21 protein-coding genes and 1 riboswitch are annotated in these 21205 nt (G+C 72.4%); of the genes, 7 read left to right on the top strand and 14 right to left on the bottom strand.

The window, feature by feature from the left end; genetic code table 11:
• Nucleotides 1-64: 64 nt before the first annotated feature.
• The gene (locus tag AC0HI0_RS43175; RefSeq protein WP_480929239.1) at nt 65-844 is read left to right on the top strand and encodes a VOC family protein; all 780 of its coding nucleotides are present in this window, start codon (nt 65-67) and stop codon (nt 842-844) included.
• Here the strand turns inward: AC0HI0_RS43175 and AC0HI0_RS43170 are convergent.
• Nucleotides 813-1613, bottom strand: a complete 801-nt coding sequence (locus tag AC0HI0_RS43170; protein WP_480934516.1) for a TSUP family transporter — start codon at nt 1611-1613, stop codon at nt 813-815. The genes AC0HI0_RS43175 and AC0HI0_RS43170 overlap by 32 nt on opposite strands.
• A gap of 186 nt (nt 1614-1799) precedes the next feature.
• Here AC0HI0_RS43170 and rpsT point away from each other — a divergent pair, with 186 nt between their 5' ends.
• Nucleotides 1800-2060, top strand: coding sequence for a 30S ribosomal protein S20 (rpsT, locus tag AC0HI0_RS43165; protein ID WP_041312187.1), 261 nt, complete (start codon nt 1800-1802; stop codon nt 2058-2060).
• A 71-nt stretch (nt 2061-2131) separates the two neighbouring features.
• On the opposite strand, the gene holA is transcribed toward rpsT, so the two are convergent.
• Nucleotides 2132-3112, bottom strand: a complete 981-nt coding sequence (holA, locus tag AC0HI0_RS43160; RefSeq protein ID WP_480929238.1) for a DNA polymerase III subunit delta — start codon at nt 3110-3112, stop codon at nt 2132-2134.
• Between the two features lie 98 nt (nt 3113-3210).
• A riboswitch (SAM riboswitch) is annotated at nt 3211-3326 on the top strand.
• Between the two features lie 11 nt (nt 3327-3337).
• On the opposite strand from holA, the gene thrC reads away from it, so the two are divergent.
• A complete protein-coding gene (thrC, locus tag AC0HI0_RS43155; protein WP_480929237.1) occupies nt 3338-4600 on the top strand; it encodes a threonine synthase in 1263 nt (420 codons plus the stop codon).
• A gap of 78 nt (nt 4601-4678) precedes the next feature.
• Here the strand turns inward: thrC and AC0HI0_RS43150 are convergent, their stop codons facing one another.
• From AC0HI0_RS43150 to AC0HI0_RS43105, 10 genes are all read right to left on the bottom strand, one after another.
• On the bottom strand, nt 4679-5131 hold the full coding sequence (locus AC0HI0_RS43150) for a hypothetical protein (protein WP_480929236.1): 453 nt from the start codon (nt 5129-5131) through the stop codon (nt 4679-4681).
• Between the two features lie 97 nt (nt 5132-5228).
• A complete protein-coding gene (locus AC0HI0_RS43145) occupies nt 5229-7526 on the bottom strand; it encodes a DNA internalization-related competence protein ComEC/Rec2 (RefSeq protein ID WP_480929235.1) in 2298 nt (765 codons plus the stop codon).
• Between the two features lie 229 nt (nt 7527-7755).
• On the bottom strand, nt 7756-8469 hold the full coding sequence (locus tag AC0HI0_RS43140; protein ID WP_480929234.1) for a ComEA family DNA-binding protein: 714 nt from the start codon (nt 8467-8469) through the stop codon (nt 7756-7758).
• Between the two features lie 85 nt (nt 8470-8554).
• Nucleotides 8555-9394 (bottom strand): DegV family protein, encoded by an 840-nt coding sequence (locus AC0HI0_RS43135; protein WP_480929233.1) that lies wholly within the window; start codon nt 9392-9394, stop codon nt 8555-8557.
• Nucleotides 9395-9405: 11 nt separating this feature from the next.
• Complete coding sequence (octT, locus tag AC0HI0_RS43130) at nt 9406-10137, bottom strand: diglucosylglycerate octanoyltransferase (protein WP_480929232.1); 732 nt, start codon at nt 10135-10137, stop codon at nt 9406-9408.
• Nucleotides 10134-10748 (bottom strand): histidine phosphatase family protein, encoded by a 615-nt coding sequence (locus tag AC0HI0_RS43125; RefSeq protein ID WP_480929231.1) that lies wholly within the window; start codon nt 10746-10748, stop codon nt 10134-10136. The genes octT and AC0HI0_RS43125 overlap by 4 nt, the downstream gene beginning before the upstream one ends.
• Nucleotides 10745-11131: a ribosome silencing factor gene (gene rsfS, locus AC0HI0_RS43120; protein WP_480929230.1), complete on the bottom strand. Its 387-nt coding sequence runs from the start codon at nt 11129-11131 to the stop codon at nt 10745-10747. Before rsfS ends, AC0HI0_RS43125 begins: the two co-directional genes overlap by 4 nt.
• A 69-nt stretch (nt 11132-11200) precedes the next feature.
• Entirely contained in the window at nt 11201-11794 is a 594-nt protein-coding gene (gene nadD, locus AC0HI0_RS43115) for a nicotinate-nucleotide adenylyltransferase (RefSeq protein ID WP_480929229.1), read from the bottom strand.
• 228 nt (nt 11795-12022) lie between these two features.
• On the bottom strand, nt 12023-12244 hold the full coding sequence (locus AC0HI0_RS43110) for a ferredoxin (protein WP_480929228.1): 222 nt from the start codon (nt 12242-12244) through the stop codon (nt 12023-12025).
• A 94-nt stretch (nt 12245-12338) separates the two neighbouring features.
• A complete protein-coding gene (locus tag AC0HI0_RS43105; protein WP_480929227.1) occupies nt 12339-13604 on the bottom strand; it encodes a glutamate-5-semialdehyde dehydrogenase in 1266 nt (421 codons plus the stop codon).
• Between the two features lie 113 nt (nt 13605-13717).
• Here AC0HI0_RS43105 and AC0HI0_RS43100 point away from each other — a divergent pair, with 113 nt between their 5' ends.
• The 4 genes from AC0HI0_RS43100 to AC0HI0_RS43085 all read left to right on the top strand — a co-directional run bounded on the left by AC0HI0_RS43100 (nt 13718) and on the right by AC0HI0_RS43085 (nt 18446).
• Nucleotides 13718-15790: a RecQ family ATP-dependent DNA helicase gene (locus AC0HI0_RS43100; RefSeq protein WP_480934515.1), complete on the top strand. Its 2073-nt coding sequence runs from the start codon at nt 13718-13720 to the stop codon at nt 15788-15790.
• On the top strand, nt 15787-16344 hold the full coding sequence (locus AC0HI0_RS43095; protein ID WP_480929226.1) for a GNAT family N-acetyltransferase: 558 nt from the start codon (nt 15787-15789) through the stop codon (nt 16342-16344). The genes AC0HI0_RS43100 and AC0HI0_RS43095 overlap by 4 nt, the downstream gene beginning before the upstream one ends.
• A gap of 264 nt (nt 16345-16608) precedes the next feature.
• Nucleotides 16609-17880 (top strand): MFS transporter, encoded by a 1272-nt coding sequence (locus AC0HI0_RS43090; protein ID WP_480929225.1) that lies wholly within the window; start codon nt 16609-16611, stop codon nt 17878-17880.
• Between the two features lie 158 nt (nt 17881-18038).
• Nucleotides 18039-18446, top strand: coding sequence for a pyridoxamine 5'-phosphate oxidase family protein (locus AC0HI0_RS43085; RefSeq protein WP_480929224.1), 408 nt, complete (start codon nt 18039-18041; stop codon nt 18444-18446).
• Nucleotides 18447-18532: 86 nt separating this feature from the next.
• Here AC0HI0_RS43085 and proB read toward each other — a convergent pair whose 3' ends face one another.
• The gene (proB, locus tag AC0HI0_RS43080) at nt 18533-19648 is read right to left on the bottom strand and encodes a glutamate 5-kinase (protein ID WP_480934514.1); all 1116 of its coding nucleotides are present in this window, start codon (nt 19646-19648) and stop codon (nt 18533-18535) included.
• A 47-nt stretch (nt 19649-19695) separates the two neighbouring features.
• The gene (gene obgE / locus AC0HI0_RS43075; RefSeq protein WP_480929223.1) at nt 19696-21165 is read right to left on the bottom strand and encodes a GTPase ObgE; all 1470 of its coding nucleotides are present in this window, start codon (nt 21163-21165) and stop codon (nt 19696-19698) included.
• Between the last annotated feature and the right edge of the window lie 40 nt (nt 21166-21205).

The raw sequence follows: 21205 nt of genomic DNA, 5'->3' as shown, positions 1-21205 counted from the left end.
GGGCGGGCACTTCCGTCGGGTGATCGACTAGCGGCCCACCACCCCCGGTGCGACCGTTGGCGAGGTGAGCGACCTCAACGCCCCGTACGCGCCGGGCACCCCCGCGTGGGTGGACATGATGACCACCGACCGCGTGGCCACCATGCGGTTCTACGGCGGGCTGTTCGGCTGGGACTTCGAGGTCGGCGGCCCGGAGACCGGCTACTACACGCTGGCCCTGGTGCGCGGCCGCCCGGTGGCGGGCTTCGGCGAGATGCCCCCGGAGGTGATGTTCCCGGTGGTGTGGACGACCTACCTGGCCACCGACGACCTCGACGAGAGCCTGGACCGGATCGCCGGGGCCGGCGGCAAGGTGCTGGTCCCCGAGTTCGACACCGGCGGGCCGGGGCGCGGCGCGATCGCGGTCGACCCGACCGGCGCGGCGTTCGGCCTGTGGGAGGCCGGCGAGCACATCGGCGCGTACGTGGTCAACGAGCCGGGCGCGGTGGTGTGGAACGAACTGGCCACCCGCGACCCGGACGGCGCGACCGAGTTCTACCGCGAGGTGTTCGACTTCGACCTGGCGCCGCTACCGGACCTCCCGTACACCCAGCTCCAGGTCGACGGCCACACGGTGGGCGGCGTGTTCGGCATGGACGACGGGATCCCGGCGGAGATCCCGGCGCACTGGATGACCTACTTCCAGGTGTCCGACGTGGACGAAACCCTGGCCGCGGCGCACGACCTGGGCGGCATCCCGGTCGGCGCGGTGGCCGACTCGCTGTTCGGCCGGTTCGCCACCCTGGGCGACCCGATGGGCGCGACGTTCAAGGTCATCCAACCGCCGCCTTCCAGCCCAGGCTGACCACCAGCGCCACGACCACGGTCAGGAACACCCGGCGGACGAACGCGGACCCCCGCCGCACCGCCAGCCGCGCCCCGAACACCGCGCCGACGAGGTTGCACACCGCCAGCACCAGCCCGAGCCCCCACAGGACCTTGCCGGTGGGGATGAAGTAGAGCAGCGCGCCCAGGTTCGTCGCGACGTTGACGATCTTGGCGGTCGCCGACGCCCGCAGGAACGCGAACCCGACCAGCCCCACCAGCAGGAACACCAGGAACGCCCCGGTGCCCGGCCCGGCCAGCCCGTCGTAGAACCCGACCACCGCGCCGCCCGCCGCCATCACGCCGATCTGCGCGCCCCGCCCGAAGCGCGGCGTCTCGGCCACCCCGAGTTCCGGCTTGCGCCAGGTGTAGAGCCCGACCCCCACCAGTGCGACCAACACCACACCGTTGAGCACACCCGGTTCCAGCGCCCCCGCGAACGCCGCGCCACCCGTGGCCCCGGCGAACGCCGCCACCGCCATCGGGATCGCGGACGCCCAGTCGATGGACGTCTGCCGCGCGTACGTGCTGACCGCGGAAGCCGTGCCGACCACAGCGGCGACCTTGTTCGTGGCCAACGCGTAGAGCGGCTGCCCACCGGGCCCGACCAGCAACAACGCGGGCAGCTGGATCAGCCCTCCCCCACCCACCACCGCGTCGACCGCACCCGCGAGAGCGGCGGCCGCGCAGAGGAAGAGGAGACCGGCGAGCGACACCTGCCCGAACCCGGGCCAGTCAAGAGCGGTCATCACCCGAACAGCGTAACCGGACGGGTGTACTGTTTTTTCCGCCGAGGACCCGGGCACGCCGCTCCCAGCAGCCCTGATAGCCTCTACAGCCGTATCGCGCGGCATTCCGCAATGGAGGAAGCCCACTCCGGTGGGGCCGATCACAGCGCGATGCGACCCCAAGACCGAGGAAACGGTGGCTTTCGCGTGGCGAACATCAAGTCCCAGCTCAAGCGGATCAAGACGAACGAGAAGGCGCGCCTGCGCAACAAGGCCGTCAAGTCGTCGCTGAAGACCGCGATCCGCAAGTTCCGTGAGGCCGCCGAGGCCGGCGACAAGGACAAGGCCGTCGCCTTGGCCCGCGAGGCCTCCCGCAAGCTCGACAAGGCCGTCACCAAGGGCGTCATCCACGCCAACCAGGCCGCCAACAAGAAGTCGGCCCTGGCCCGGCGCGCCAACCAGATCTGATCACCCGGATCTGAAGCAGCCTCCCGAAGCGCCGCCCCTCCCCGGAGGGCGCGGCGTTTCGCTTTGTGCGCTCAACGCCGCCCGTGAGCCGCGACGATCTTCAGCACAGCCCGCTCCAGGGCATAGCCCGAATCGGCCGCCACGCCCTTCACGTCGGCGTTGAGGTCCGCGACCACCGACATGGCCGCCGCCAGCCCGGCACCGTCCCAGCCCCGCGCCTGCCCCTGCGCCTTCTTGATCTTCCAGGGCGGCATGCCCAGCTCACCGGCCAGCTTGAACGGGTCTCCCCGCCCCACGGCCGACACCCTCGCGATGGTCCGCACCGCGTCCGCCAGCGCGTCCGCGACCAGCACGTGCGGCACGCCGGTCAGCATCGCCCACCGCAACGCCTCCAACGCCCCGCCCCGGTCGCCCACCACGGCCTTCTCGGCCACCGCGAACCCGGTCACCTCGGCCCGCCCCCGGTGGTAGCGGTGGACGGCGTCGGCGTCGATCCTGCCGCCCGTGTCGGACACCAGCTGCGAGGCCGCCGCCGCCAGCTCCCGCAGGTCCGACCCGACCGACTCGATCAGCGCCCCGATCGCCTCCGGATCGGCCTTGCCGCCCGCCGAGCGGATCTCGTTGCGCACGAACGCCTCGCGGTCTGCGGCCTTGGTGATCTTCGGGCACTCGGTCACCGCCGCACCGGCCTTGCGCAGCGCGGCGGGCAGCTCCTTGGCCACCTTGCTGCGCCCGCCGCCGGTGTGCACGACGACCAGGGTCACCCCGTCGGCCGGCGCCTTGGCGTAGGCCATGACCGCCTCGGCGATCTCCTTGCCCGCCTCCTGGGCGGACTCCAGGGCGATCACCCGCCCCTCGGCGAACAGCGACGGGCTCACCAGTTCGGCCAGCTCAGGAGGGGTGAGATCAGTCACTCTCACCCTGGTCAGATCGGCCTGCGGGTCGGCTTCGCGGGCCACCGCCAGCGCACCGCGCACCGCCCGCTCGACCAGCAACTCTTCCTCGCCGACGACCAGGTGCACGGGGGGTTGAGAGACTGCGGACGCGCTCACGGACCCGATCCTCCCACGCCCCGGATCGCGCCCGGATGGTGGACGGATCTGGCTGAGGGCCGGGATCGTGCCGTAGGTTGGCGGCCACAACTGAATACCGCTCATCCAGAGGGGCAGAGGGATCGGCCCGAAGAAGCCCCGGCAACCCGTCGCGCAGCGTCCGCTGCGACGACCACGGTGCCAATTCCGACCCGCGACGCGGGAAAGATGAGGAGATACCTCGCGATGACTGCTGTCAGTGTGCCTTCGGCCACCACCTCCTTCGACCTCGGTCCGGCCCGCGCCCTGTCGTGCCGTGAGTGCGGCCACGAGACCCCGCTCGCGCCGGAATACGCCTGTCTCGAGTGTTTCGGGCCGCTGGAAGTCGCCTACGACTTCGGCCGCGTCCGCCGCGAGGACATCGAGGCGGGCCCCCGGTCGATCTGGCGCTACCGCGGCCTGCTCCCGGTGCCCTCCACCGTCGAGTCGCACCCCAACACCAACCCCGGCGCCACCCGCCTGGTCGAGGCCGACCGCCTCGCCAAGGCCCTGGGCGTGCGCAAGGTCTGGGTGAAGGACGACACCGGCAACCCCACCCACTCGTTCAAGGACCGCGTCGTCGGCGTCGCCCTCGCCGCCGCCCGTGAACTGGGCTTCAAGGTCCTGGCCTGCCCCTCCACCGGCAACCTGGCCAACGCCGTCGCCGCCGCCGCGGCCCGCGCCGGCTGGGAGTCGGTCGTGCTGGTGCCCTCCTCCCTGGAGCAGGCCAAGATCCTCATGACCGCCGTCTACGACGGCAACCTGATCACCGTCGACGGCAACTACGACGACGTGAACCGCCTCGCGCAGGAACTGGCCGCCGAGCACGAGGACTGGGCGTTCGTCAACGTCAACGTCCGCCCGTACTACGCCGAGGGCTCGAAGACCCTGGGCTACGAGGTGGCCGAGCAGCTCGGCTGGCGGCTGCCCGACCAGATCGTGGTGCCCATCGCCTCCGGCTCGCAGCTGACCAAGGTCGACAAGGCGTTCCGCGAGTTCGGCGAGCTGGGCCTGGTCGACGCCACCCCCTACAAGGTGTTCGGCGCCCAGGCCACCGGCTGCTCCCCGGTGTCGGCCGCGTTCAAGTCCGGCCACGACGTGGTGTCCCCGGTCCGCCCGGACACCATCGCCCGCTCGCTGGCGATCGGCGCCCCGGCGGACGGCCCGTACGTCCTGGACGCGGTCCGCCGCACCAACGGCGCCATCGAGGACGTCACCGACGAGGAAGTGATCGAGGGCATCCGCCTGCTGGCCCGCACCGAGGGCATCTTCGCCGAGACGGCCGGCGGCGTCACCGTCGCCACGGCGAAGAAGCTCGTCGAGACCGGCCGGCTGGACCCGGACGCCGAGACCGTGCTGCTGATCACCGGCGACGGCCTGAAGACCCTCGACGCCCTCGGCGACCGCGTCGGCCCCCGCGCCAACGTCCCGCCCTCGGCCGAAGCCGTGCTGAACGCGCTGAAGGACTGACCACGCCCGACCGGCTCGCGCGCCACGACCGCCCGACACGGGCCCGTGGCGCGCGGGCCGTCCGCGCCGATCCTGCGGTCACAAGACGATGTCCGGGATCCGCAGCCACCCCGTGCGCGGGAACGACGAGAGTTCGGGCAGCAGGTAGGGCCCGACCTCCTCGGTCTCGGCCCGCCACGCGGTGAGCTGTTGCGGCCACGGCGACGCCGTCTTGTGCCCGTTGTACCGGTTCGCCCGCCAGTCCTCCGGCGCGATGGCCAGGTCGTCGTCGAACAGCGCGTCGGCGATCTCCTGGTACGCCTCCTGCGGTGACGCGACGGACACGGTGCCCACGGTTTTCGTGACGGTCGCCCGCGCCACGATCGCCCGGCCGCCGATCGACACGTCCTCGCAGACGTAGAACTCGAACGACGGCCTTAATTCCGCGCTCGGCCACGGGTGCGCGGAATAGCCGGGTTGCCACAACGCCCAGCCGAGTTCGCGCGGCGACCAGCCGGTGTGCAGCCGGACCCAGGTGTTCGTGTCCTTCATGGTCGTGCTCCTCTCGATGAACCCGGTCACGCGACCGGGCAGGTTCGTTCGTCTCACGACAGCCGTGGTCCAGCTGCCGTCCCTCAGCCGCCGTGGTTCAGCCGCCGTGCTTCAGCGGGTCGCCGCACCGGACGACCTGCGGCCCCTCCGGACCGGGCACGACGGCGGTGTCGCCGTCCCGGTCGGTGCGCAGCAGCAACGCCCCACCCCGCTCCAAGGCGTCGACCAGCACCCCGCTGGGATGGCCGTACCGGTTGCCCGCCCCGACGCTGACCAGCGCGACCCGTGGCCGCACCGCCGCGAGGAACTCCGGCGACGAGTACCGCGACCCGTGGTGCGGCACCTTGAGCACGTCGGCCCGCAGGTCGACGTGCCCGCCGAGCAGCGCGGCCTGCCCGGCCAGCTCGACGTCACCGGTCAGCAGGACCCGCCCCGCCGCCGTGGTCGCCCGCACCACCACGGACGCATCGTTGACCGCCGTGTTCTCGTCCCCGCGCGGCACCGCACGCGGCCCCAGCACGTCCAGCTCAAGTCCCGGCCAGCCCAGCCGCTGCCCGACCCCGAGTTCGACCACGTCGACCCCGGCCGCGCGGGCCAGCGCAACCACCTCCCTCCACGCCCACGCCGGCTCCCGCGACGGCCCCACGGCCACCGCGCCGACACCCCGTTCCGCCAACACCGCCGCCAGCCCGCCGATGTGGTCGGCGTGCAAGTGGCTCAGCACCACCAGCGGCACCCGCCGCACGCCCAGCCGGCGCAGGCAGGCCAGCACCGCAGCCGGATCCGGCCCGGTGTCGACCAGGACCGCACGGTCGCTTTCGGCCGTGGCCAGCACGACCGCGTCGCCCTGCCCCACATCGCACGCCACCACGGCCCAGCCCGGCACCGGCCAGCGCGGCGCGACCACGCCGACCGGCACCAGCACGACGACCGCCCCGGCGACGAGCGCGACGAGCAGCACCCGCACCCGCCGCAGCCGGAACACCACGTACACCGCCAGCACGAGGCCGACCAGCAGCAGCCCTCCCGTCCAGCCCTCGGGCCACGCCACCGCCGCACCCGGCACCGCCGCCGCGTGCCGGCCGACCGTGATCAGCCACCACGCGGCCGGCCCGGCCACCTCGACCACGAACCGCGCCGTGTCGAGGTGGACCGGCGCGACCAACGCCGCCAGCACCCCGAGCACCGTCGCGGGGGCGACGACCGGGGCCACCAGGAGGTTCGCCGCGACCGCGACCAGGCTCACCTGGCCGGAGATCCCGGCGACCAGCGGCGCGGTGGCGAGGTGCGCCGCCGCCGGCACCGCCAGCGCCTCGGCCACCCCGACCGGCACGCCCCGGTCGCGCAGCCGGCCGGCCCACGCCGGTGCGAGCAGCACCAGCGCCGCCGTGGCCACGACCGACAGCCCGAACCCCGGGTCGACCGCGAGCTGCGGATCGTGCAGGACCAGCACGACCACCCCGGCCGCCAGCGCGGGCAACGCGGACCGCTCCCGCCCCAGCACCAGCGCGAGCAGCGCCACCGCGCCCATCACCGCCGCCCGCAGCACGCTCGGCTCCGGACCGGCCAGCACGACGAACCCGACCAGCGCCGCCATCCCGCCCGCCGCGCACCCTCGCGGGCCGAACCGCAGCAGCCGCAACAACAAGAGCACCGCGCCGCACAGGATCGCGAGGTTCGCCCCGCTCACCGCCAGCACGTGCGCCAGGCCCGTGGTGCGGAACTCGTCCACCACCCTGGGCGTCAGGCCCGACGTGTCGCCGACGACCAGCGCGGGCAGCAGCCCGGCGGGCTCGGGGTCGAGCGTGCGGCTCGCCTCCCGCAGGCCGGCCCGCAACGCCTCCGCCGCCCGCTGCCACACGGGTGCCGGAGTGACCTCGCGCGGCGGCCCCCGGACCCGGAGCATCGCGACGGTCAGCTCGCCGGACTTGGCCGGTGCCAACGTGCCGCGAGCCAGGACCTGCTGGCCGGGCAGGAGATCGCGCCAGGCCGGTTCGGGAGCGAGCACCACCACCCGGCCGCCGCCGTCCACCACCTCGGCCCGGACGAGAACCAGCTCGACCCCTCCGGCGCGCGCCCCGTAGCCGGCGGCCCGCAGACCACGCGGCCGGTCGGACAGTTCGAGACGCAGCGCCGTCAGGCCACCGTGACCGGCCGCTGAACGGAGCGGGTGGTGCGCCGACTCGTACAGCTGCGCACCGATCCAGCACGCCGCCACCGGCCCGACCACCGCGATCGCCACGGCGGCCGGCCGCCACCGGCGGAGGGCGACACCGCCGACCACCGCCGAGACGAGGCTGATGACAACGCCCGCCCACCACGTCCAGAGCAAGCCTGCCAAGGCCGTCGACCAGACCGTCAACGCCGCGGGCACCAGGTAGGCGCGGGAACTCACGGACCGGCACGCCGCTCAGGGCTGTGATCGACGCTCTTGGAATGGTGGTGGGTCCGACGGACGCCACGAGTGCGTGGCTGGTGTCGTGTCATGGAGTACCTCCCGTTGCGTGTCCGTTGTGGACGGATCGGTTCGTCGTGCGGTGTGGAGCGTTGGCCGGGGTGCGGTCGGAGGAACGGGTGGTCGGAACGGAGCGGAGTGGTTGGTGCGGAACGGATCGGACGTCGGGTCAGAGGCGGACCAGGTCGCCGAGTTTGGCCAGTTTGGCTTCACCTATCCCTTCGATCTCGCCAAGTTGGTCGATGGAGGTGAACGGGCCGCGTTTCAGGCGGCGGTCCACGATCCGCTGTGCTGTCACCGGTCCTACGCCGGGCAGGTCGTCCAGTTGCTCCTTCGTCGCGGTGTTGAGGCTGATCGGTTCGCGGTGGCTCTCCGGGTTCTGGGGCGGGATGCCGACGGCGATCTGCTCGCCGTCGGAGACCCGGCGGGCCAGGTTGAGGCCGCGCAGGTCGGCGTTCGGGTTGGGACCGCCGGCCTCGTGGACGGCCTCGGCGACGCGGGCGCCGCTGGTGACCGTCACCAGGCCGGGCCGGGGCACCTCGCCCACGACGTTGACGACCAGGTGTTCGGGGAGCCTGGTCACCTCCGCCGCGAGCGGCAGGGCGGGTGGTGACTCGGGCGCGGGCCGCTGCCACCACAGGCTGAGCGCGACGGCCAGCGCCACGCCGGCCAGCACGCCGCCGAACACGATCGGCCGCCGGGGTAACGCGGGACCCGGCCGCCACCGCCGCAGGAGCGCGCGCAGCCGGCCGGGCGGGCCGGTACCGCCGGACGAGGACGCGAAGACGACCAGCGGGGTGTCCTCGGCGCGGTGCCTGCCCTGGTTCCGGGCGATCAGGGCGTCGAGCCGGGTTGCCGTGGTATCCGGTTTTTCATCGAACATGTGAGCGAGATTAGGCCGGACGGCCCAGTGCTCCCAACGCCGATCTCAAATCTGTGGATGGAGTTTCGGGGCTGTGGACAAGTGGCTAGTGATAGCCGCCGGGGAGAACCACGACCCCCAGCACGCCGGGCCCGGTGTGGGCCCCGATCACCGCTCCGACCTCGGAGATCAGGCATCCGGTCGAGCCCGGGACACGCTCGTCGAGACGGGTCGCCAACTCGGCCGCCCGCTCCGGGGCGGCCAGGTGGTGCACCGCCAGCCCCACCGGACCGGGGCCGGACGCGGCCGCCGCCAGGTCGACCAGCCGCCCGATCGCCCGGCTCGTGGTGCGCACCTTCTCCAACGGCACGATCCGGCCGTCGTCCACGTGCAGCAGGGGCTTGACCGCCAGCGCCGTGCCCACCAGGGCCGCCGCCGCGCCGATCCGGCCGCCCCGCCGCAGGTGGTCCAGCGTCTCGACGCAGAAGAACATCCGGATCCGCCCGGCCGCCTCCATCGCGGCCTTCTCGGCGAGCACGCCGTCCTCGGCCGAGCACGCCGCCAGCGCCGCGAATCCCAGGCCCATCCCGGTGGCCCGCGAGTCGACCACCCGGATCCGGTCCCGGTCGACCTCCTCGGCGGCCAGCCGCGCCGCCTCCCACGTCCCGGACAGTTCACGGGACAGGTGCACGGACACGATCCCGTCCGCACCGTCGGCGAGCACCGAGCGGTACACCTCGGCCAACTCGCCCGGGGTCGGCCTGGACGTGGTGACCCGGCGGTGCTCCCCCAGGGCGGCGGCCAGTTCCGCCGGGCCGAAGTCGACACCGTCCAACCTGCTCCGGCCGTCCACCGCGACGTGCAGCGGCACCACCCGGATGCCGTGCCGCTCGGCGAACCCCTCGGGCAGGTACGCCGTGGAGTCGGTGACGATCGTGGTGGACACGAGTGCCGAGACTACGGCTCGGCCGTCCCCGAGTGGCTGACCGCCACGGACCTGATGAGATCCGCCATCGCCGCGCCGACCAGTGCGTGGCCCTCCCAGCCCCAGTGCATGCCGTCCGGGTTGCCACGCCGTGACCGCACGTGATCCTCGACCAGCGGGGGCACGTCCAGCAACGGCACCTGGACACGTGACGACCAGGAGCGCATGGCACGTTCCGCAGCCGGACGTCCCGTGTGCACGCTCGCGTACGCCGGGGACACGTGCACGGACGGTGTCATCCCGACCGCCCGGACGTCCGGTTCGAACGCGTGCACCGATCGCACGCACGAATCCAGATACCGGATGGTCAAATGCGGCGGCAACGCCACCGGGTGGCCGCCGAGCAGCCGCGACAACCCGGGCTGGAGCGCCCGGTAGGTCTCCCGCGCCCGGCGGCGCAGCCCATCCGGGCGCAGGTAGCGCAGACCCTGCCGCAGGAAGGTCGGCAGCGGCGACGGCAGCGTGTCCATGCTGCCCACCGCGAGCACAAGCACGTCCGTGCGCGGCAACAACGACCAGACGCGTGGATCGCCCGTCAACGCCCACCAGGCGTCCCGGGCGGTCCACCCGAATCCCGCAGCCAGCTCCACGTGGCCGCCCAGCGCGGCGGCGGCCACGTTGGGCCACAACCGCGGGTGGTCGGCGGGCAGCGGCCCCTGAGGGCCGTGGAAGGTCAGCGAATCTCCGAGGACGAGCAGTCTCACCGGGTGGTTCCGGCGTTGTACGACGACAGCCGCCAACGCCCGTCACCCTGGGGACGCCGGGTGAACACCGTCCAGTGGCAGTTGCCGATCCCGCCGAGCAGCGACCACCGGTCCACCGGCAGCTCCAGCAGCCGCCCGGTCAACGCGCTGATCAGGCCACCGTGCGCGCACAGCAGCACGGTGTCGGAGAACTCCCGGTCGACCTGCTCGACCACGGCCAGCGCGCGGTCGGCGACCTCGATCCGGTTCTCGCCGTCCGGCGGCGCGATGGTCGCGTCCGCGCGCCACGCGTCGAGCGCGCCCGGCCACTCGACCTCGATCTCGTCCGTGGTCAGGCCCTGCCACTTGCCGAGGTTGGTCTCCCGCAGCCGCTCGTCGATCCGCAGCCCGATACCGGTGGCGGTGGTGAACACGGTGGCCGTGTCGCGGGCCCGCCGCAGGTCGGACGCCACCACCAGCCCGGGCGCGAACCCGGCCAGCACCGGCACGGCGAACCGCGCCTGGTTCCAACCCGTCTCGGTCAGCCCCACGTCCAGGTGGCCCTGCATCCGACTGGTCGCGTTGTAGTCGGTCTCACCGTGCCGCCACAGCACGAGCCGGTTCAAGGTCATGCCTCGGCGACCTCGTCGGCGACCGGGCCGGCGTCGAACTCGATCCTCGGGCAGTCCTTCCACAGCCGTTCGAGGCCGTAGAAGCTGCGTTCGTCCACGTGCTGGACGTGCACCACGACGTCCACGAAGTCCAGCAGGACCCAGCGGCCTTCGCGCGCGCCCTCGCGGCGGACCGGCTTGCGGCCCGCTTCGCGCAACTGCTCCTCGATGTTGTCCACGATCGCGCCGACCTGCCGCTCGTTGGGAGCGGACGCGATCACGAACACGTCCGTGATCACCAATTGGTCGGACACGTCGAGCACGATCACGTCGTGCGCCTTCTTGTCTGCCGCCGCGTTCGCGGCGACCAGCGCCAACCGTCGTGCCTCGTCGGTGGCTGCCACGTTTCTCCTCATCACCTCGGCGGGCGCCGATACGCCCACACGAGTCAATGAGGGTACCGGCGTCCGCCGTCAGTCCGGCACCGAGTAAAGCCTGCGTTTGGAGATGTACTGAACGACACCGTCCGGGACCAGGTACCAGACGGGCAGGCCGGAGGCGGTGCGGGCGCGCACGGCGGTGGACGAGATGGCCATCGCGGGCACCTCCACGAGGGACACCGCGCCCGGCGGGAGGTGGGTGTCGTCCAGTTCGTAGCCGGGCCGCGTGACGCCGATGAAGTGGGCCAGGCGGAACACGTCGTCGGCGCGCCGCCAGGACAGGATCTGCTCCAGCGCGTCCGCGCCGGTGATGAAGAACAGGTCCGCGTCCGGGTGCATGGCCTTGAGGTCGTTGAGCGTGTCGTAGGTGTAGGTGGGCCCGGCCCGGTCGATGTCCACCCGGCTGACCGAGAACCTCGGGTTCGACGCGGTGGCGACGACCGTCATCAGGTAGCGGTCCTCGGCGGGGCTGACCTCGTGGTCGATCTTCTGCCAGGGCTGGCCGGTCGGCACGAAGATCACTTCGTCGAGCTCGAACCTGGCCTGGACCTCACTGGCGGCGACGAGGTGGCCGTGGTGCACCGGGTCGAAGGTGCCACCCATGACGCCGATCCGGCGGTTGGACATAAGAGGTGAGCGTAGTTCGGCCGGCGCGCGGGCGGCCGGTCGCTCCCCGAACGGCCGCCCGCGCGTCCCGACTCCCCGTCCGCGGCCCAGGGGGAGGGGGCCGCCTACGCGGAGCGCGGCCCACCCCGAAGCAGAGCCGCGCGACAGTGAGACACGGCACGTAGCCAGCGATGACGCGATCGGATGAAGATTTTTTGGCCCATTTCGGGTGACGGCAGTCACAGCACGTCAGATCTCCGGTGCGAGCTGGGTGCCGTCCTCGTCCCGGACCAGGATGGCCTCCATCGGACACGACTCGGCGGCCTCCCGCACCGCCTCGTCCGGGTCCACCGAGCCGTCGACCGGCTCGGCCGTGCTCCCGTCGAGCCGGAAGCGGTCCGGCGCGATCGCCACGCACATCCCACTGCCGACGCACGTGTCGCGGTCGACTTCCAGACTCCACCGGGCCATCGGGCCACCACCTCATCGGCAGACTGAGCGGTCCACGGCCCAGTCTGCCCACCCGAGGGGCCCGATCACCCCGCTGATCGGCGGTACGCGGTGCTCAGGACGACGGTCGGACGTGCCCGTCGCCCCACGCGACCCACTTCGACGAGGTCAGCTCGGACAGCCCCATCGGGCCGCGGGCGTGCAGCTTCTGGGTCGAGATGCCGATCTCCGCGCCCATGCCGAACTCGCCGCCGTCGGTGAACGCGGTCGAGGCGTTGACCATGACCGCCGCCGCGTCGACCCGCGCGGTGAACCGCCGGGCAGAGGCGAAATCGCTGGTCACGATGGCCTCGGTGTGCCCGGAGCCGTGGGCCGCGATGTGCCGCACCGCCTCGTCCAGCGAGTCGACCACGCGGGCCGCGATGTCCAGCGACAGGTATTCGGTGTCCCAGTCCTCGTCGGTGGCCTGGCGCACGCCGGCTTCACGCGCGAACGTCTCGTCGCCGTGCACGGTCACCTGCTGCGCCTGGAGGGCCGCGGTGATGCGCGGCACGAACTCGTCCGCGATGGCGGCGTGCACCAGCAGCGACTCGGCGGCGTTGCACACGCTGGTGCGCCGGGTCTTGGAGTTCAGGACGATCCGCTCGGCCATGTCGAGGTCGGCGGACGCGTCGACGTACACGTGGCAGTTGCCCACGCCGGTCTCGATCGTCGGCACGGTGGCCTGCTGCACGACGGCGTTGATCAGCCCGGACCCGCCGCGCGGGATCACCAGGTCGACCAGGCCGCGCGCGGTGATCAGGTGGGTGACCGAGGCGCGGTCGTGGCACGGCAGCAGCTGCACGCTGTCGGCGGGCAGGCCGGCCGTCTCCAGCGCGTCGCGCAGGATCGCGACCAGCGCGGTGTTCGAGTGCTCGGCCGAGGACGAGCCGCGCAGCAGGGCCGCGTTGCCGGACTTCAGCGCCAGGCCGGCGGCGTCGACGGTGACGTTCGGCCGGGCCTCGTAGACCATGCCGACGACGCCCATCGGGACGCGCACCTGCCGCAGCTCCAGGCCGTTGGGCAGGATCGAGCCGCGCAGCACCTCGCCCACCGGGTCGGCGAGGCCGGCCACGGTCTCCAGGCCCTTGGCCACGCCGTCGATCCGCTGCTCGGTGAGCGCGAGCCGGTCCACCATGCCTTCCGGCAGCCCCGCCGCGCGGCCCGCCTCGATGTCCTTGGCGTTCGCCTCCAAGACCTCCTGGGCGCGGGTGCGCAGGGCGGCGGCCATCTCCAGCAGAGCGGCGTCCTTGCGCTCGCGGGTGGCCAGGACCAGCTCGTGGGCGGCGACTCGGGCGCGCCGGGCGGCGGCGTGCACCTGTTCGCGCAGGTCGTCAGTCACGGAATCAGACTACGGTCACCCGGTCGTGGATGTCGCCGAGGTTCCCAGTGCCCGGGAGCCCCCGGCGATTCCGCGTTGTCGGACCCCTCTGCCATGGTGGTCCGGTGGACGAGATGGCATTGCGCGAACAGGCCGAAGAACGGCTGAGGGCTCTGGCGGGTCCTCGGGCGGCGCTGCGCGAGGACCAGTGGACGGCCATCCGGGCCCTGGTCTCCGAACGGCGGCGCGCGCTGGTGGTGCAGCGGACGGGGTGGGGCAAGTCCGCCGTCTACTTCATCGCGACCGCGTTGTTGCGGTCGCTCGGCGAGGGGCCGACGGTGATCGTGTCACCGCTGCTCGCGTTGATGCGCAACCAGGTCGACGCGGCGGCGCGCGCCGGCGTCCACGCGGCGACCATCAATTCGGCGAATACCGATGAATGGCAGGATGTACAGGATCGGGTGACGTCTGGCGAAATCGACGTTCTCCTGGTGTCACCGGAAAGGTTGAACAATCCTGATTTCCGTGACTCGGTATTGCCCTCGCTGACATCATCGGCAGGGTTGCTGGTGGTGGACGAGGCGCATTGCATCTCGGACTGGGGTCACGATTTCCGACCCGACTACCGGCGGCTGCGGACGCTGCTCACCGAACTCCCGGCCGGGGTGCCGGTGCTGGCGACGACCGCGACGGCCAACGACCGGGTGGTGCGGGACGTGGCCGACCAGCTCGGGTTGGGAGCCGGTTCGGACACTCTGGTGCTGCGCGGGCCGCTGGACCGGGCGAGCCTGCGGCTGGCGGCCGTGCGGCTGCCCACCGCGGAGGCCCGGCTGGGGTGGCTGGCCGAGCAGCTCGACCGGCTGCCGGGTTCGGGGATCATCTACACGCTGACCGTGGCGTCCGCCGACGACGTGGCCGCGTTCCTGCGGGAGCGCGGGTACCCGGTGGCGGCGTACTCGGGCCGCACCGACCCGGCCGAACGGCAGCGGGCGGAAGAGGACCTGCTGGCGAACCGCGTCAAGGCGCTGGTGGCGACATCGGCGCTGGGCATGGGGTTCGACAAGCCGGACCTGGGGTTCGTGGTGCACCTGGGCGCACCGCCCTCCCCCATCGCCTACTACCAGCAGATCGGGCGTGCGGGCCGCGGGGTGGAACGGGCCGAGGTGCTGCTGCTGCCGGGGCCGGAGGACCGGGACATCTGGGCGTACTTCGCGTCGCTGGCGTTCCCTCCGGAGCACGTCGTGCGGCAGGTGCTGGACGCGCTGGCCGACGCGGGGCGGACGTTGTCGACCGCTGCGCTGGAGCCGATGGTCGAGTTGTCGCGCACCCGGCTGGAAGTGGTCTTGAAGGTCCTCGACGTGGACGGCGCGGTGCGCCGGGTGCGCGGGGGCTGGGAGTCGACCGGGCGGGCGTGGTCGTACGACGAGGAGCGGTACGGACGGATCGCGGAGGCGCGCAAGGTCGAGCAGCAGGCCGTGCTGGACTACCTCGCCACCACGGGGTGTCGGATGGAGTTCCTGCTGCGGCAGTTGGACGACCCGCACGCCGCGCCGTGCGGCCGGTGTGACAACTGCACCGGCAGCGGGTGGTCGGCGGAGGTGTCGCCGGACGCCGCGTCGGCGGCGCGGGAGCGGTTGCTGCGCCCCGGTGTGGAGGTCGAGCCGCGCAAGCAGTGGCCGACCGGCATGGCCGCGGTCGGGGTCGGCCTGTCCGGTCGGATCCCGGCGGGCGAGGCGGCCGGGACGGGCCGGGCGCTGGGGCGGCTGACCGACATCGGGTGGGGCAACCGGTTGCGGTCGCTGTTCGCCGGCGACGACCAGGAGGTGCCGGAGGACGTCTTCGCCGCCTGCGTGAAGGTGCTGGCGGCGTGGGGCTGGGAGCAGCGGCCGGTGGGCGTCGTGACGGTCGGGTCGCGGAGCCGGCCGCAGCTGGTCGGCAGCTTCGGGCGGCACCTGTCCACGATCGGACGCCTGCCGTTGCTCGGCCAGGTCTGGCTCGGCGAGGCGGCACGGCGGGCGAACAGCGCGCAGCGGCTCGCCGGCCTGGTGCAGTCCGCCGACGTGCCGGATCTGTCCACAGTGGATGGACCGGTGCTGTTGGTGGACGACCGGATCGACACCGGTTGGACGATGACGGTCGCGGCGCGGTCGTTGCGCCGGGCGGGGGCTCCCGCCGTGCTGCCGTTCGCGCTGGCGGTCACGGCATGACGGTGGCCGACGTCCGGCTGGGCACGAAACGGTTGGTGCTGCGGAGGTTCCGCCCGGAGGACGCGGCCGCGTTCGCGGCCTACCGGTCGGACCCGGAGGTGGCGAGGTACCAGTCGTGGGAACCGCCGTTCGCCTTGGCCTCGGCCGAGGGATTCGTGCGGGAAATGGGGCCGCTGGACCCGGCCGAGCCGGGCTGGTTCCAGTACGCCGTCGAGGCGGCCGGGGTGCTGGTCGGCGACGTCGGCGTCAACCTGCACGACAACAGGAGACAGGCCGAAATCGGCTACACGATCGCGACCGCCCACCAGGGCAACGGGTACGCGACGGAGGCCGTGGGCCGGATGTTGGAGCACCTGTTCGTCGAACGCGGGCTGCACAAGGTGTCCGCCGAGTGCGACGCGCGCAACGAACCGTCGGCGAAACTGCTGGCACGGCTGGGTTTCCGGCTCGAAGGACACCTGGTCGAACACACCTGGACCAAGGACGAGTGGACCGACGACCTGCTGTTCGGACTGCTCGCCCGGGAATGGAGGCCCATCGGACAGACCCGGTGAGAGATCTACCGACTGCGCGCACAGTGTGGTTACGTCCAACCTCATGGCTGCCGTAGAGGTCGAGCACCCACTACCGCTCCACATGCACGTCGTGGCAGGTGCCGCAGACGCGATCGAACCCGTGTGGCCACGTCCGAGAATCCGGGCGCGCCTTGGTGCGGATCGCGGTGATCGGCACGGACGCCGGGGCGACGGGGCGCGGACGTGTCGCACGGGCGGTGCCGCGAGCTGCGCCGGCCGGGTGGCTGGTCGCGGGGTGGGGCGATGACCGGGGCGACCGTGGGACGGCCGCACAGGCTGCCGGTCCGCAAGCTCGTCGCGGCGAGCATCGGCAACGCGATCGAGTGGTACGACTGGAGCGTCTACGCGACGTTCAGCATCTACTTCGCGACGCAGATCTTCCCGGCCGAGAACGAACGGCTGGCGCTGATCAACACCTTGGCGACGTATGCGCTGGCGTTCTTCTTCCGACCGCTCGGCGGCTACCTGCTGGGCCGGTTCGCGGACCTGCGCGGGCGGCGGCCGGCGATGATCCTCACCATCGTACTGATGGCGGGCGGGTCGGTGGCGATCGCGGTGCTGCCCACCTACGCGCAGGTGGGGTGGCTGGCACCGGTGCTGCTGGTGGTGGCTCGGATCGCCCAGGGCCTGTCGCTGGGCGGCGAGGTGTCGAACGCGTCGGCGTACCTGGCCGAGATCGCTCCGGCGGATCGGCGTGGGCGGTACTCGGCGTTCTTCTACGTCTCGACCGGGTGCGCGTTGCTGGTGGCGTCGCTGCTCGGGTTCGGGTTGGCGCGTGCGCTGGACCAGGAGGCGTTGGCGGCTTACGGCTGGCGCATCCCGTTCCTGGTCGGTGGCGTGCTGGGGTTCGTCGGGTTGTGGCTGCGGCGAAGCCTCGACGAGACCGAGCAGTTCGCGGACAACCGGGCGAAGGCGGCGCGGCTGCGGCGGCCGTTGCTCACCACCGTGCGGGAACACCCGAAGGCGGTCGGGCGGCTCGTGGGCGTCTCCATGCTCTCGACGCTGTGCTACTACACGTTCTTCAGCGCGTTGACGCCGTTCGCGGTGAAGACGCGGATGGCCGACGCGGTCGACGTGTTCCTGGCGCTGTCGGTGGCGACCGTGCTGTTCATCGCGTTGCAGTACCCGATGGGCGCGTTGTCCGACCGGTTCGGGCGCAGGCCCCAACTGCTCATGTGGTCCGGGGCCACGGCGGTTCTGGTGGTGCCGTTGTCGATGCTGATCGGTCCCGGAGTGGGCGGGCTGCTCGTGGTGTTCTGCGTGGGGTTGGGGCTGTACACGGCGATGACGTCGATCGCGCCCGCGGTGATGAGCGAGCTGTTCCCGACCGAGTTGCGCGGGTTGGGGATCGGGGCTTGGTACAACCTGACCGTCGCGCTGTTCGGCGGGACCGCGCCGCTGGTCATCGGACTGCTGCCGGGCACGCTGTTCTTCTGGTACGTGGCGGTGGGTGCGGTGGTGGCGTTCGCGGTCGTCCTCACGCTGCCGGAGTCCAAGGGTGTCGAGTTGCGCTAGGGCTTGTCGCCGGCACGGCTGGGCTTTGCGGCGGCTGGTTCAGACGCGTGCGCATTTGTCTCGGACGTGTACGCATGGCCGACTTCCGCGCCGGGCGGTTGACTTGCGGTGCAGTCGACAAGTTCCGTTGTGGCGGGAAAGGGTTGAGCATGTCGGTGATGAGCGCGGCGCAGCGCGAGGAGTTCCTGGCCGAGGTCCACGTCGGGGTGATCGGCGTCGCGCGGCTGTCGGGACCGCCGCTGACCGTGCCGGTCTGGTACCAGTACGAGCCGGGCGGGGACGTGTTCGTGCAGACCGGGCCCAGGTCGGTGAAGTACCGGCTGTTGGACGCGGCGCGGGAGTTCAGCCTGTCGGTCCAGGTCGAGACGCCGCCCTACCGGTACGTGACCGTGTCCGGGCCGGTGGTGGGGATCGAGCAGAAGACCTCGCACGCCGATCTCCTGGCGATGGCCAACCGCTACTTCGACGCCGACGCGGCGGCGGCCTACATGAAGCAGCTTGAGGGTGCCACGGTCGTGACCGTGCGCATGCGTCCGCAGCGTTGGTACTCAGGCGACTACAGCTGACCGTTGCCGGGGCGCGGCTGGAGTGGGGCGGTGGGCCGATGTCCGGTCGAACGCCCGGTGATGCGCGTCTTCGGGGTGGAGTGGGGCTAGTTGGCCTGCAGGGGGACCAGGTCGTCGGCGTGGACGACTTCGCGACGCTGTTCGGCAGGGAGGTCGTGGCTGGAACGGCCGATGAGGGCGGGGAGTTCGCCGGCGTCGAAGGCCACCACGCCGCGGGCGACCACGTGGCCGGACAGGTCCACCAGTTCGACCACGTCGCCGGCTTCGAACGTGCCGTCCACCGCCGTGATGCCCGCCGCCAGCAGCGAACGGCGGCGGCCGACGACCGCGGCGACGGCGCCGTCGTCCAGGGTCAGCCGGCCGGTCGCGCCGGCGGCGTGGCCCAGCCAGAAGCGGCGGGCGGTGAGGCGTGATCCGGTGACCGCGAACGCGGTGCCGACGTCCGCCGGGCCCAGCGCCCGCACAGCGTCCGCCGCACCCGCCAACAGCACCGGGATCCCCGCCGACGCCGCCAGGCGCGCAGCGGCCAGTTTGGACGCCATTCCACCGGTCCCCAGCCCGGACGCCCCGACCGTCCCCGCGCGCACGCCGTCGACGTCGGCCGCGCCGGCGACCTCGGTGACGCGCTGCGCGCCGGGCACGCGGGGATCGCCGTCGTACAGGGCGTCGACGTCGGAGAGCAGGAACAGGGCGTCCGCGCCGACCAGGTGGGCCACCAGGGCGGCCAGGCGGTCGTTGTCGCCGAACCGGATCTCCTCGGTGGCGACCGTGTCGTTCTCGTTCACGACCGGGACCGCGCCGAAGGCCAGCAGGCGGGAGAACGTGCGCTGGGCGTTGCGGTAGTGCGCGCGGCGGACGACGTCGTCGGCGGTCAGCAGCACCTGGCCGACGGTCAGCGAGTAGCGGCCGAACGAGTTCGCGTAGGCGTGGGCGAGGGTGAGCTGCCCGACGCTCGCCGCCGCCTGCTGGGTGGCCAGGTCACGCGGCCTGCGGGTCACGCCCAGCGGGGCCAGGCCCGCCGCGATCGCACCGGAGGACACCAGCACCACCTGGCTGCCGGCCGCGCAGCGGGCCGCGACCGCGTCCACCAGGGAGTCCAGCCGGGAGCGGTCCAGGCCGCCTTCGGCCGTGGTCAGCGACGACGAACCGACCTTCACCACGACCCTGCTCGCCGCCGCCACCGCCTGCCGGGCCCGCGACAACGACGTCGGGAGCGACGGCGACGGGGCCTGGGGCAACTCCGAACCGGTCACTCGTCCTCTTCGTCCTCTTCGTCCTCGTCGAACTCGTCGTAGACACCGGGGATCCGCCGCGCCTTCTTCGCCGCGAGGCGCTCGGACGCGCCGACGCGGTTGTTGGCCTCCAGGCGGGCGTCGGTGCCGCGGCCGGTCATGGTCATGGCGATGCCGGCCGGGGTGGTCGGCTCCCAGTCGAACACCAGGTCGCCGATGGTGACCTGGCAGCCGGGCAGCGCGCCCTGCTTGACCAGCACGTCCTCCACGCCCAGCCGGGCCAGCCGGTCGGCCAGGTAGCCGACGGCCTCGTCGTTGCTGAAGTCCGTCTGGCGGATCCAGCGCTCGGGGCGCTCGCCGCGCACGATGAACCCGCCGGGCACCTGCGGGTCCTCGATGACGGTGAAGCCGGCGTCGTCCACGGCGGTCGGCCGCAGCACGATCCGGGTCGACTCCTGCTTGGGCCGCGACGCCCGGTACTCCTCGACCACGCGGGCCAGCGCGAAGGTGAGTTCTCGCAGCCCCTCGCGGCTGGCCGTGGACACCTCGAACACCGGCAGGCCGCGGGCCTCGATGTCCGGGCGGACGATCTCCGCCAGGTCCCGCGCCTCCGGGATGTCGATCTTGTTCAGCACCACGACGCGCGGGCGCTCGGCCAGGTCGTCGGCCAGCGACGGGGTGTACCGGGCCAGTTCGGCTTCCAGCGCGTCGATGTCCGACAGCGGGTCGCGGTCGGCTTCGTAGGTCGCGCAGTCGACCACGTGCACGAGCACCGCGCAGCGCTCGATGTGGCGCAGGAAGTCCAGGCCGAGGCCCTTGCCCTCGGACGCGCCGGGGATCAGGCCGGGCACGTCGGCCATGGTGAAGATGGTGTCGCCGCCGGTGATCACGCCGAGGTTGGGCACCAGCGTGGTGAACGGGTAGTCGGCGATCTTCGGCTTGGCCGCGGACAGCACCGAGATCAGCGACGACTTGCCCGCCGACGGGAAGCCGAGCAGGCCCACGTCGGCCACGGACTTGAGTTCCAGCACCAGGTCGTGCTGCTCGCCCGGCTCGCCGAGCAGGGCGAACCCGGGTGCCTTGCGGGCCTTGGAGGCCAGCGAGGCGTTGCCGAGCCCGCCGCGACCGCCCTGGGCCGCGATGAGCCGGGTGCCCTCGCCGGTGAGGTCGGCCACCAGCTCGCCGTCGGGGGTCAGCACGACGGTGCCGTCCGGGACGCGCAGCTCCAGGTCCGCGCCGTTCGCGCCGTCCCGGTTCGCGCCCTGGCCGCCCTTGCCGTTGCCGGCGTCGGCGTGCGGGCGGAAGTGGAAGTCCAGGAGGGTGTGGACCTGGGAGTCCACGATGAGGACGACGTCGCCGCCCTTGCCGCCGTTCCCGCCGTCGGGACCGCCCAACGGCTTGAACTTCTCGCGGTGCACGGAGGCGACCCCGTTGCCGCCGTCACCGGCGGCGACGTGGATCACCACCCGGTCGACAAAACGGGACACGGGAAATCACTTCCAAGCGCTAGGTGTGCGGATGTGCTCT

The sequence above is a fragment of the Saccharothrix sp. NBAS 001 genome, from assembly GCF_056640475.1.
Note: the sequence above shows the minus strand (reverse complement) of the source record. Positions and strands in the feature narration are given on the sequence as shown.